The 12,123-nt window shown below is 42.8% G+C and carries 11 protein-coding genes and 1 tRNA gene; 5 read left to right on the forward strand and 7 right to left on the reverse strand.

Annotation, left to right across the window (positions count from 1 at the left end):
• The coding region (locus RMO55_RS13785; RefSeq protein ID WP_310427368.1) for an ion channel at positions 1-647 on the forward strand (647 nt) is incomplete at its 5' end.
• Between the two features lie 12 nt (positions 648-659).
• Here RMO55_RS13785 and RMO55_RS13790 read toward each other — a convergent pair.
• The 4 genes from RMO55_RS13790 to corA form a co-directional block, all read right to left on the reverse strand.
• The gene (locus RMO55_RS13790) at positions 660-1,178 is read right to left on the reverse strand and encodes a hypothetical protein (protein WP_310427369.1); all 519 of its coding nucleotides are present in this window, start codon (positions 1,176-1,178) and stop codon (positions 660-662) included.
• A 164-nt stretch (positions 1,179-1,342) separates the two neighbouring features.
• The gene (locus RMO55_RS13795) at positions 1,343-2,479 is read right to left on the reverse strand and encodes a tetratricopeptide repeat protein (protein ID WP_310427371.1); all 1,137 of its coding nucleotides are present in this window, start codon (positions 2,477-2,479) and stop codon (positions 1,343-1,345) included.
• 276 nt (positions 2,480-2,755) lie between these two features.
• Positions 2,756-3,535, reverse strand: a complete 780-nt coding sequence (locus tag RMO55_RS13800) for an ABC transporter permease (RefSeq protein ID WP_310427373.1) — start codon at positions 3,533-3,535, stop codon at positions 2,756-2,758.
• A 62-nt stretch (positions 3,536-3,597) separates the two neighbouring features.
• On the reverse strand, positions 3,598-4,731 hold the full coding sequence (gene corA / locus RMO55_RS13805; protein ID WP_310427375.1) for a magnesium/cobalt transporter CorA: 1,134 nt from the start codon (positions 4,729-4,731) through the stop codon (positions 3,598-3,600).
• Between the two features lie 311 nt (positions 4,732-5,042).
• On the opposite strand from corA, the gene RMO55_RS13810 reads away from it, so the two are divergent.
• Positions 5,043-6,158 carry a PEP-CTERM sorting domain-containing protein gene (locus tag RMO55_RS13810; RefSeq protein ID WP_310427376.1) on the forward strand — a complete coding sequence of 372 codons (1,116 nt, stop codon included), beginning with the start codon at positions 5,043-5,045 and terminating at the stop codon, positions 6,156-6,158.
• 447 nt (positions 6,159-6,605) lie between these two features.
• On the opposite strand, the gene RMO55_RS13815 is transcribed toward RMO55_RS13810, so the two are convergent.
• A complete protein-coding gene (locus tag RMO55_RS13815) occupies positions 6,606-6,869 on the reverse strand; it encodes a DUF3493 domain-containing protein (RefSeq protein WP_310427378.1) in 264 nt (87 codons plus the stop codon).
• A 58-nt stretch (positions 6,870-6,927) separates the two neighbouring features.
• Between RMO55_RS13815 and RMO55_RS13820 the strand changes: the two genes are divergently transcribed.
• A tRNA-Thr gene (locus tag RMO55_RS13820) sits at positions 6,928-6,999 on the forward strand.
• Between the two features lie 407 nt (positions 7,000-7,406).
• On the opposite strand, the gene RMO55_RS13825 is transcribed toward RMO55_RS13820, so the two are convergent.
• Together RMO55_RS13825 and RMO55_RS13830 are read right to left on the reverse strand one after the other, a co-directional pair.
• Positions 7,407-8,675: a lipid-A-disaccharide synthase gene (locus RMO55_RS13825; protein ID WP_310427380.1), complete on the reverse strand. Its 1,269-nt coding sequence runs from the start codon at positions 8,673-8,675 to the stop codon at positions 7,407-7,409.
• 60 nt (positions 8,676-8,735) lie between these two features.
• Entirely contained in the window at positions 8,736-9,992 is a 1,257-nt protein-coding gene (locus tag RMO55_RS13830) for a DNA cytosine methyltransferase (protein ID WP_310427381.1), read from the reverse strand.
• A 281-nt stretch (positions 9,993-10,273) separates the two neighbouring features.
• Here RMO55_RS13830 and RMO55_RS13835 point away from each other — a divergent pair, with 281 nt between their 5' ends.
• A complete protein-coding gene (locus RMO55_RS13835) occupies positions 10,274-10,516 on the forward strand; it encodes a ferrous iron transport protein A (protein WP_396134311.1) in 243 nt (80 codons plus the stop codon).
• Between the two features lie 10 nt (positions 10,517-10,526).
• Positions 10,527-12,123: ferrous iron transporter B (locus RMO55_RS13840; protein WP_310427385.1), on the forward strand; the 1,597-nt coding region annotated here is incomplete at its 3' end.

Consider the following 12,123-nt stretch of genomic DNA (forward strand, 5'->3'; position numbering starts at 1 on the left):
TCTTTTTTAGCGTTCAAACTTTGGCATCGATCGGCTATGGTGCAATTCATCCTAAGACATTTTATGCTAATTCGATCGTCACGATCGAGGCAATTGCGAGTCTGTTGTTAATTGCGGTGGTGACGGGGCTGGCTTTTGCGAGATTTTCTCGACCGATCGCTAAAGTATTATTCAGTCAGTTTATCATTTTTACTACTCACAATCGTCAGCCCACACTAATGTTTAGAGTTGCTAACGAACGACACAACTTTATTTTAGAGGCTACCGCTCAAATTTACCTGATTATCGATGAGATGACGGCTGAAGGTGAATTTATGCGCCGGATTCACGAACTCAAATTATTGCGCCAGCGTACTCCCAGTCTGATTCTCACGTGGACGATTATGCATTCGATCGATCCAGATAGTCCACTCTATGGTCTCACCGCCAGCGATTTGGCACAACGTCATGCCAATCTGAGCGTATTAATTAGTGGCGTGGATGAAACCGTCGCTTATACCATTACGGCTCGACATAATTACGCTACCGAAGAAATTTTGTTCGACTATCGGTTTGAAGATATTATTTACAATGCCGAGAATGGCGATCGTCTCTTTGATTATAGTCGCTTTCATCAAGTTCGATCTAGTGAGGGGAATAGGGAGTAGGGCGAGAAAATTTTAGAGATTTAATCGATCGATGAATTGTACCCAGTAATCTGAGTAAACATATGCTGGTAAATTAGCAGGCGGGTGTGCGGTAAAGTAGTGCAAAAATAAGCCTGTACTCACCCCTAATAATTGCCAGCCAATAATCAATAGTAAACTGATGGGCTTACTCCATCCCCGAACTTTCAAATCCAAACTAACTAATAATCCCGCCGAGAACAATACTACTGTATCAATAAAAAAATTGAGCCAAGTTAGTAAAATTACCGACATGAAACTAGTGCCAATAATTAAAATCAAGGCTCTTACATCTGTCTTAAAAAACCGACCGAAAATTAACGCTACGCTTCGGCTGGGATAGGTAACACAGCCACCCAGAATTGTAATCCCAAAAGCCACCAATAACCACATTTCTCGATTGCTAGTCCAATCATGCAATATCCAGCCAAAGGTGGCATCAGTTAGAAATAATAGTGCCAAAGAAGCAAGTGGTAACTTAGGATGGGGAGATGTTTGACGATCGATCGCCATAAGTTAAAAATTTGCAAGATGTCAATACAAGTTTACCAAAAAAGAGCGGGATGTCTGAAAGCCCTGTCGCTACAGGCGTTATGAGTAAGATAGCCGAAGATCAGGGATGAAAGACTTTCGCGTGCGGCTTTAGCCACCTACCGCCTTTTAAACAATGATCTCACTTATTTTTGCTGTTCGACTCGCCATGCTAAATTGAAGGCACGATCTGATTCTCTTTGACTACCCTGTTGTTTATACAATTTACCAGCAGTTCTAAAATCGGTAGCAGCACCAGATCGATCCTTCAGAGCCTGACGAGCCACCGCCCGATTGTAGTAGGCTTCAGCAAAGTCGGGGTTAATCTCGATTGCTTGACTACAATCATCAATTGATGCCTGAAACTTTTCTAATTTTTTGTGAACGATCCCACGATTATTGTAGGCAGAGGCGTACTTAGGTTTGAGTTCGATAGTTTTATCATAGTCGGCAATTGCGCGAATATAATCGCCGGATTTTTGACGAATATTAGCTCGATTATAGTAAGTTAGATAATAGCTGGGGTTAAGTTCGATCGCCCGATTATAATCAGCAATTGCGCTCTTTTTATCGCCTAGCTCTGCTCTTATCCAGGCTCGATTATTATAAGCTAAGTGATAACTAGAGTTGGCTTTTATGGCTAGATCGTAATCGGCGATTGCGCCCAATCGATCGAACAACTTGTACTTAGCCAATCCACGATTCAGATAAGCTTCAGCTCGATTGGGTTTGATTTTAATTGCTCTAGAAAAATCAGCAATAGCACCTTGCAGATCTCCTGAATCTTGGAGGAGATTTCCTCGATTGAGATACGCATCTACATATTTGGGATCGATTTTAATTACTTGTTCGAGATCGACCAATGCTCCTTGCTTATCACCAATTTTTTCTCTAGAAACCGAGCGATTAAAATAACTATTAAGATGCTGTGAATTTAATTTTATAACTTGACTATAGTCATCGATCGCCTTTTCTCTATTTCCAGCTAAATCATAGGCGACTCCTCTATTATATAAGGCTTTCTCAAAATTAGGATTAATTTCGATCGATTTAGAAAAATCAGCGATCGCGCCCTGATAATCTTTGTTCTTAACTTTCTGATTACCTAACATCAAGAAATCGTCAGCTTTTTGTTGAGAACTTTGGACAAGGATATAACTAGCTCTGGTGTTATTATGATTTTGCGTAGTATTCGCAAATCCAGGGTTGCAACTAGAGATTACCGCAGTAAACAACACCGTCATCGAAGTAGTAGTTTTCAACAGAATGGGTAGTTTCATCATATGGAAGATTTTAAAAAATTGAGTTTAGAATTATGCTAATATTAGCGATGTCGATAGCTTTACAAGATCGAATCAGTAGATAGTTCACTTGCACTTTTATTGTAACGCGAGTTTGTTCGCCTAGCTGCTGAATCAGAATCAATCGAACCAAATTTTAACAAAAGATCGGGGATTTAATGCCCCCAACAAGGGCATCTGCCCGAAGCTCTGGCGGGTTGTAAACTCGATCTCTAGATCCTCTATTTGTAAATCTGCGCCTATTTTATCCTTCCTACATTAATCAAGTTGTTGCAGTTGAGCAGATCGATTGAAATAACGATTGGCAATTCCACGGGTGACGAGGAGCGTCGCAATCGTATTACTTGCCATCACGGTAAATAGCACCACAATCTGATATCCCGCTGCGTTCACAGGTTGAACATTCGCCAGCAATTCCCCTGTCAAAAATCCTGGAATTGTTACCAAACCCGCTAGCATCAAAGTATCGATCGTCGGTAATAAAGCAGACTTAATCGCCATTTGATGATATGACGCGATCGATTGAGCTGGAGTTGCGCCTAAACTGAGATGAGTTTCAATTTCTGCGGTATGTCGATCGATCTCGCTAATCAAGCGTTCCCCCGCTACCGCTGTATTATTTAACAAATAACCCAAACTAATCCCCGTTACAGCCAGTAAATATTGAGGTTGATGCCAATTATCCGGCTTAATCACCACCAAAATTGTATAACCAACAGCCACAATTAGCCCTGTGAAGATAGCTCCACCAACAATTGGGAGTAAGTTCTTCAGGCGATCGCCGATACGGTTGTTAGCGGCAATTGTCGTCCCGATCGTCATGATACCGATTCCCCCCACCGTCACGAGCGGATTATTTAATTGCCAAATTACTTGCAACCCAAACCCCATCACTAATAACTGTAAGATCGATCGAAGCCCAGCTAAAGCCATTTGTCCGCCGATTCCTACTCGTTGCCATTGTAACAAACCGATCGCAATCGCAATTAGACCAAATGCCCAAGCTAAGTCGAGTAAATCTAGGATACGGGGAGTCATCAGGGTGTGGGGGTGTGGGGGTGTGGGGGTGTGGGATGCAGCCCACCGCTAAAACCTAAAGCCTAAATCGCTGATTTAAACCAACCGCGCTTCCAGAATAAAAAGACTAAACCACCTGCAACAGTAAACATTAAAACTAAACAAAGTGGATAGCCCCAATACCAACTGAGTTCGGGCATATTTAAAGGAGATTTTTCGGAATTGAAATTCATCCCATATACTCCAGCAATGAATGTCAGTGGAATAAAAATAGCTGAAACTACGGTCAAAAATTTCATAATTTCATTCATTTTATTACCAACGACAGAAAGGTAGACATCCATTAATCCTGTCGCTAGCTCTCGGTAAGTTTCGACCATATCCATCACTTGAATAGTATGATCGTAGCAATCTCGTAAATAGACCTGAACTTCACTGCTAATTAGATCGCTGCCATCGCGAATCAATGAATTAATTGCATCCCTTAATGGCCAGATTGCTCGTCTCAGCGTCAACAGTTCGCGACGAATTTTATGAATTTTGGATAGAGTGAATCGATCGGGCTTAATCATCACCTCATCTTCTAATGATTCGATTAGCTCTCCGTAATATTCTAGGACTGGGAAAAAACCATCAACGATCGCATCTAGTAAACAGTATGCTAGATAGTCAGCACCTTGAGATCGAATAACTCCTCGATCGATCTCAATCCGCTGCCGCACGCCATGAAAACAATCCTCTTCTGGTTCTTCCTGAACTGTGAGTAGATAGTTTTTGCCGAGCACCAGGCTAACCTGTTCCTTGGTAAACCCAGTCTGCGCTGGATTTAGGACTACCATAATCGCGATAATTAATAACTGGTCTTGATAATGTTCGATCTTGGGACGTTGCGGGACATTTACAACATCTTCTACTAACAATCGATGGAGCTTAAAAATTGGACTCAATGCTGCCCATGTAGCTGCATTTCCTAAACCTAAAACATCGATCCAAGACACAGTATGTGTCTCTAAATATTCGTGAATTGCCTCTGGATCGGTAACAGTAATTCGCGTGGATCGATCGCGATCGTAATCAATTAGTACGAGATCTGCTGGCGGTGCATCCGCACTGATATTTAACTGACCAGGAGTAGTTCCTGGTCGATCGTAAAAATACCCTAACTTTGACGTTGATGGCGATCGATAAGTACTCGGGAAAGCATCTGAATTTTGCATCGGATAATTACAATTTGGCAAATCAAAATTAGCTACAGGGAATATAAAATACCATCATTTTAACGTGAGTTTGACGATCGCGTCTCAAAGCAACCAGCGGAGATCTAAGGATACCTGCAAGTTCCAACAGTAATTATCGTCTATCGATACCAGATGTGAGTATTCCTAAACTTGTACTAATTAATTTCTATACATGGGAATAATAAGCACATGTTTCATTTGTCAGCAGGTTGGAAGGAGCGAAGATCTTACTCCCGACCTGAAATCGACTCAGAGAAACAGATTATCCTATTTTCGATCGGGGCTACTTTATGACTATCATTCAAACATTGCGCCACACCAAGCTTTTGATTGGGCTGGTATTGGCATCTTCGATATTTTCCCCTGTGGCACGCGCACAAGACTTGTTTGCTCGCGATTACGATTCATCAAGTGGCAAAAGCATCATCGACAAGATCGACTCTAATGGTAACGTTACCACCTATGCTACCGCACAAGGTTTCTTCGACAATCTCGTGCCAGGTGGAAATGGCAACTTATTCGCGCTCGATTACGATCCATTGAGTGGTAAAAGTATTATCGATAAAATTGACTCTAATGGTAATGTTACCACCTATGCCACCGCCCGAGAGTCCTTTGGTAACTTTGTCTTTGATGGTAATGGTAACTTATTTGCTACCGATTATGACTCATTGAGTGGCAAATATGTCATCGACAAGATCGACTCCACTGGTACCGCGACAACCTATTATACGGGAGACAATTACTTCAATAATCTTGTGTTCGCCAATGGCAGCTTATTCGCACTCGACTATGACCAATTAAGCGGCAAAAGTATCATCGACAAGATTGACTCCACTGGGACAGCGACAACTTACGCTACTTCCCAAAGTTTCTTCGATAGTCTGGTGTTTGATAGTAATGGCAACTTATTCGCTACCGATTACGACCCATTAAGTGGCAAAAGTATCATCAACAAAATCGACTCCACTGGTAGGGTTAGCACATATGCCACAGCAAGAGAGTCCTTTGGCAACCTTTTGTTCGATAGCAATGGAAATTTATTTGCTAGTGATTACGATTCATCGATTGGTGAATATGGTAAAGGGATTATAGACAAAATCGACTCAACGGGAACAGTCATAACTTACGCTACATCGCAAGATTATTTTGACAACCTTGTATTTAGTACAAATGGTAACTTAGGTCAAAACTATAATCCATCAATGCGTCAATACGGTAGATACTTTACGGAGAAGATGGACTTAATTAGAACAGTTGGCATGAATACTCCAACAGGAGTTTCCTTCAACAATGCCAATCCAGTGGAGGAAGTCCCAGAACCATTTACGATCATCGGTACCTTCATCGGCGGTACAGCCGTCTTCCGCATGAGAAAAAAGCTCAAGCTTAGTTCTCATGTATAGGTTAGCTCACATCTCGCATTAGGTGTAAACTCCCTAGTGGTGTGAGGGGAAAACAACATACTCGTCATCCCCCTTTGACCTAATGTCATTTTTTATGCGATAAGTTTAGGGCAGAGATAATTAATAAATTATCTCTGCCCTAAATATTATAACCACCGCCAGATCGCACCTCTATCACTAATTATAGGGCAGCTTAAAAAAGGCGAATTTATCTAAGACTTGTGCTAACCTACTAGTATCAATTCAGAGCAAATATGGAATTATACCATTAGCATCATCTTTCTATAAACATGCTAAATTTAACAAGGAGTGACGATCTCAATATTGACGAAATAGTTGGTGTTAAACATTATGAATATTTTAGTCTAGGTGTAACTAAATTGTTGGAGTAATTTCGTCGGTTTTTCCAAGTAAAAGTTAATATTTAAAATTCGTCAAAAACTTGTGCTACTCGATTTTATTTCGATCGATACGTAACAATAACATCATCAGCCCCACGACACCAGCTTGGACTGCAAGATTTGGAATACTGGTTTCCAAATCTCTCCCCGCAACTACTTTAAAGAAGAAGACTACTCCTCCAATGGCTCCAGAAGCCAAACAGCTTACATAAATAAATTGTCGTAACCCTCGATATGGCGATTTAGCTTCAGCTTTAAGACGACGAAGCAGTTCTGGATCGAGAGAAGATTTTGTTTTTTGTTCTGCCATTTTGTTCTCAAGTCAACTTATAATGATGATCCGGCTATATTTAATATTGTCCGATCCTGCCGATGTGGCTCAGTGGTAGAGTAGTTGATTCGTAATCAATTGGTCGTGGGTTCAACTCCCATCATCGGCTTAATCATAGTAACAGTTTCAGGCTTTTAGGCTGAGATTTAGTATTATTTGTATTCTAACTTGCTTTGCACGCGAGCTAACTCTAAATTAGCTGGCACTTTATTTTGAATAATTTATTTTTTCTAAAGAATTAGGCTTTGGTGTAACTCTGTGCAAGAATCCCCCTTTTCTCAAGCAGGGCTGATTCATTCCTTACTAGGCTTAGGTTGTCAATATCTAAATCAAGTGATTTTGATCGAACAATTGGTGATTTCTAGCTAATAAATACCAAAATGAATGTCGAAATCGATCGCTTGGGGAATTGACAATCCCACTCCAATAGGGGATGAATCAGCCCTGCTTTTCTCAAGGGGGAACTGTCAATAACTTATTCAATGTTGCTATTCGCAAATCATGATTGAGATACTCTCAAGATGATAGTAAATTTTCGACAATTGAGGCTAATTTAGCCGCCGCACCTGCTTCGCCGCGAACTTGACGGAGTTCTGCTTTCATCGTAGCTAATTTTTCGGGATGTTCGAGATAGTCGATGGTAAATTCTGCTACGGTTTTGGCATCTAAATAACCGATTAATTCTGGGACAATTTCTCGTTGGTTTGCCCAAATATTTGGCCATGCTAGTTTACGATTACCGAGAGTGCGAAAGGCGATCATATTAACTAGTTTGGCGATCGGCGAACCAACCAGCGGTAAATTAACTAATACGCCTAGCGCACCATCCCAGGCTCTCATGGCATCTAATTGTTGCATGGGCAGGATCACAATCATAGGTATGGCTAACGCCCCTAATTCGGCAGTATTTGCCCCGATGGTCGTCAAACAGAGGGTGCAGTCAACAAGTAGCTCATAAGCCGGAAAATCGGTGTGTACGGCAACTGTCAATCCTTTAGCTGTCTTGAGATAATAACCTGTTTCACTCTGTTCTAGAGTCGATGCAGCACCATTTACCAGCGCAATTGCTGGATTGTTCGCTGGATCGCCATATTTGGAGATCGTGGCGAGATCGATCGTCGGAGCGAGCGGAATCACAAATTTTACCTGTGGATGCTCTGCTTGAATATATTCGGCAATCGCCAGCATCAATGGCAATCCCATCCCCAGTTTTGCCACTTTAGATCCGACTAATAGCCCGATCGTTATATCGTCCTGTTGGTTAGTAATTGTGTCGGAATTGAGACTACTTTGACTCTCAACCATTAGATCTCCAACTACTATAAATTTATTGAGATACTGTGGTTTAACTGATTTAATAACTTGGGCATTCATTACGGCAAATCGATCGATCGAACCCTGCCATCGCGCGGCCCATTCAGCATAAACTACAGTTTGATAACCCAATCGCTTGCCAATTACTACCGGAAAAAACTGGTCGCCTCCCAGAAAAATTACGATTCCTCTCGTTCGCCAATCCCAGTTTTCTGCAGTTTTACCCCATACTAAAAATTTAGTAAAATGCGCCGCACCTTGAACTCGATCGATCTCGGGATAGGTCTTTAAAATCTGGACTTCTCGCCCACTCGCATTCGGACATGGTGACATGATAATTGAAATACGAACGGACGATGGTTCACTCCCCAATCGAGCGCGTAATGCTCGCACCACAGGACGTACCCATGTTGTGACTTCACCAGGAGCATTCGAGAGAATGATAATATCGATCGGTTGGGTAATATTCATGTTTCTTTGGCAAATCGCACTTTTATTTGACTCAATATCACACAGCTATAATCCCAATACTTAGGTATCTAAACTGCCCACTATTGCAGGTATTTTGCGCGATCTTTGAGCGATGGTGTCTCGCGGTACTTTAAAATATTTGGATGCATTACTCATATCGAAAGATAGTAATCGATCGACACCTAAATTCAGAACTCTTTGGGGCTTTAATGGTGCGATTTTCTGCGCTTTTAAGATTTCGCTAGCTATCGCCCGTGCGAGTAATGGTGGAACACTATTCCCAATTTGACGACAGCCGTGCCATTTTGTCCCATGTAACCGAAACCAATCTGGATAGGAATGCAATCTCGCCGCCTCTCTCACTGTGATTACTCGTGGGTATAGGGGATGAATCGGGCGGGGGGATGTATGTGCCCCTCTCGCGCTATCAGTACCCGCCCTGAGCGTATTACAAATTCCAGTCAGTTCGAGTCGGCGAAATCGGCTAATCGGATCGGTTTTACCTTGTGGTGTTTTGGCAAAACGCACTTGAGACGATCGAGTATGTTCGGTTCTTACACTACATGTGAGCAAATTGGGATCGAATTTACGTAGATAACTATAGTCGTCGGGATCTCGCTCGAATCCTCTCAATTTTCGCCCGTAGGAGCTAGTGGTTTCCCACTTTAACGATATGGCATCGGTGAGCTGGAGTCCTTCAAAATCATCGGCATTTGGTAGATCGCCGATCGCCTCCCAGACGGTAATTCTCTGATGATTTGGGTGTGGATAGTCTGGAGATCGCTCGCCTTTGCGCGTACCAACTAAAAATAGTCGCCGTCGATCCTGCGGTACGCCATAATCGGCAGCATTTAGGACTTGATAAGGTGTCAGCACATCATAACCAGCCTCGTCTAACGCCACGATTAGTTCTTCTAGAAACTGAGCGTGTTGTCCGAGCGTGAGACCTTTGACATTTTCAAAGACACAGTACTTGGGATTTAATTCTTTGACGATGCGAACATAGTGAAATACCAACTGATTGCGGGGATCTTCAAATGCCCGTTTGCCCATCAGGGAAAAACCTTGACAGGGCGCACCACCACAAACCACATCGATATCTCGATTTCCTAATTTGGCTCTACGGCGGATTTCATCGCCAGAGAGATCGATAACACTAGCACAAATCGTCGTAGCGTCAGGAAAGTTGTACTCGTGCGTTGCACAATGAATCGGATCGATTTCTATTGCTGCGACAATATCGAACCCAGCTTGCTCGAAACCTAGTGACATTCCCCCCGCACCAGCAAAAAGGTCAATTCCGATCGGTCTATTCATTGAAGGGGATAAATACTGTATCCTGCTATTTTATCAGTAGTTAGCATGTTCTGTTTTATCATGGGCAAAGCCTTTCTGGTGGAGGATCGAGTGTTAGAACGCTCGATCTTCAATTCTTATTGACGATCTTTCTTATAAAATGTAAGATTGGAGAAGTATTAGAATTTCCGTAATCTGGACTTTAAATAGCGATCGATCGAAACAATCTCTAAATCGAGACTCGCAAACTAGATAAGAATTTCTATCTTTAAAATATAACTAGTTATCAACAGGAAGATTACATGTGCTTGTCCGAACTCAGTGCCCTCCCAATGGGCACTACTGCATCCATCTTAGGTATTAATGCTGAAACTCATTTAGAGCAAAGATTACAAGCATTAGGATTTCGGATCGGCAAGGAGATCTCGATCGTGCGAAAAGCTTGGTTGGGCGGCCCATTGCATGTGCGAATTGGGACGACGGAAGTAGTCATGCGTCGCTGCGATGCTAGAGCAATTCAAGTTCAGCCTGGGTCGATCTCCTAGGCAAATTGACATGACAACTTCACCGAATTGTGGCAAGTGCAACCCAGATGGGACTCCGCTGTTAGATGTTGCTAGTACAGATGGGTTTAAACAAATTGCCGTGTTGGGAATGCCCAATACTGGTAAGTCTACCTTTTTCAATCGGTTGACTGGGGCAAATGCTACCGTTGGGAACTGGCCAGGGATTACGGTCGATTTGATGGCTGCTAATATTAAATTGGGGCAGCAAAATATTCAGGTAGTAGATCTACCGGGGATCTACGATCTGCGAGGCTTTTCGGAAGATGAGGAAGTTGTGCGGCGGTTTTTAGCGAGTAATGCCGTCCATTTAGTTATTATTATTCTCAATGCTACTCAACTCGATCGACAGGTTAGTCTAGCACTGCAAGTCAAACATCTCGGATTACCTGCACTGCTACTGCTAAATATGGCGGATGAGGCTCCTAAGTTTGGAGTTCGCGTCGATTCAGCCCAGATTTCCCAACATCTCCAGATGTCTGTAGTCGAAATTAGTGCTAAGTATGGTAAGGGTTTTGCCCAAGCACGACAGACGATCGCCGATCGATTGAGTATACAGCTAGAGCCAGTACTAGCTAAAAAAATCGATGCCAATTTGGTCGGAGATAGTCAGCTCGCTGCTGAAATGGGGGCATTATTGCAAGACGGTTTTCAGGTATCGGCAGAGTTTCAGGATACCCTAACGACCAAACTCGATCGCGTTCTGCTCCATCCAGTGTTTGGCTTACCAATTTTCTTTGGAGCCATGTATCTAATGTTTCAGATGGTCTATACCATCGGGAAACCACTCCAAGATGGACTGAGCCAAGTGATGGAATGGTTCAAGACAGTCGCTCTAGAGCCGCTCCTGAGCTTCCTACCCAAGTTTCCCCACGATTTACTCATCGATGGCATTTATGGCGGTGTTGGCACTGTAGCGGCGTTTATTCCGGTGATCTGGATCTTTTTTATCTGTATGGCGATCGTCGAGGATAGCGGTTATCTATCTCGATCGGCTTATTTGATGGATGCTTTCATGGAACGGTTGGGTTTGGATGGTCGATCGTTCGTGATGTCGTTGATGGGCTTTGGCTGTAATATCCCCGCCATTATGGGCTTACGGGTGATGAGATCGCCCGCATTACGGTTATTATCAATGTTGGTAATTCCCTTTTCGCTCTGTTCAGCAAGACTAAATGTGTTCATTTTTATGACCACAGCTCTATTTAGTGCTACCGTCGCACCAGCAGTACTCTTCAGCCTCTATCTATTCAGCTTTGCAGCGGCTATTCTCACCGCATTTGTCTTCAAAGGTAAATATCCCAACCAAGAACCATTGGTATTGGAATTACCACCCTACCGTTTTCCCACCGTGCGCCAAATGCTGATGCGAGCATGGTTGGAAGTCAAACATTTCCTGCGGTTTTCCTGGAAATTTATCATTTTTGGCGTAGTCGCGATTTGGCTGTGCAATAATCTCCCCACGAATGTCGAACCTGCTAGTGCTGGCACGATTTCTGGATCGATCGGGAGCGCGCTGCAGCCCATTTTAGGGCCATTGGGCATCAATCCTAAGTTATCGGTCTCCTTAATTTTTGGCTTCATCGCCA

Source organism: Chamaesiphon sp. VAR_48_metabat_135_sub (assembly GCF_031418915.1).
Classification (GTDB): domain Bacteria; phylum Cyanobacteriota; class Cyanobacteriia; order Cyanobacteriales; family Chamaesiphonaceae; genus Chamaesiphon.

Excerpts from the sequence above, each read along its gene's own strand:
- RMO55_RS13790 (WP_310427369.1), bottom strand. The coding sequence starts at position 1,178 with ATGGCGATCGATCGTCAAACATCTCCCCATCCTAAGTTACCACTTGCT.
- RMO55_RS13795 (WP_310427371.1), bottom strand. The coding sequence starts at position 2,479 with ATGATGAAACTACCCATTCTGTTGAAAACTACTACTTCGATGACGGTG.
- RMO55_RS13800 (WP_310427373.1), bottom strand. The coding sequence starts at position 3,535 with ATGACTCCCCGTATCCTAGATTTACTCGACTTAGCTTGGGCATTTGGT.
- corA (WP_310427375.1), bottom strand. The coding sequence starts at position 4,731 with ATGCAAAATTCAGATGCTTTCCCGAGTACTTATCGATCGCCATCAACG.
- RMO55_RS13810 (WP_310427376.1), top strand. The coding sequence starts at position 5,043 with ATGACTATCATTCAAACATTGCGCCACACCAAGCTTTTGATTGGGCTG.
- RMO55_RS13815 (WP_310427378.1), bottom strand. The coding sequence starts at position 6,869 with ATGGCAGAACAAAAAACAAAATCTTCTCTCGATCCAGAACTGCTTCGT.
- RMO55_RS13825 (WP_310427380.1), bottom strand. The coding sequence starts at position 8,675 with ATGAATATTACCCAACCGATCGATATTATCATTCTCTCGAATGCTCCT.
- RMO55_RS13830 (WP_310427381.1), bottom strand. The coding sequence starts at position 9,992 with ATGAATAGACCGATCGGAATTGACCTTTTTGCTGGTGCGGGGGGAATG.
- RMO55_RS13835 (WP_396134311.1), top strand. The coding sequence starts at position 10,274 with ATGTGCTTGTCCGAACTCAGTGCCCTCCCAATGGGCACTACTGCATCC.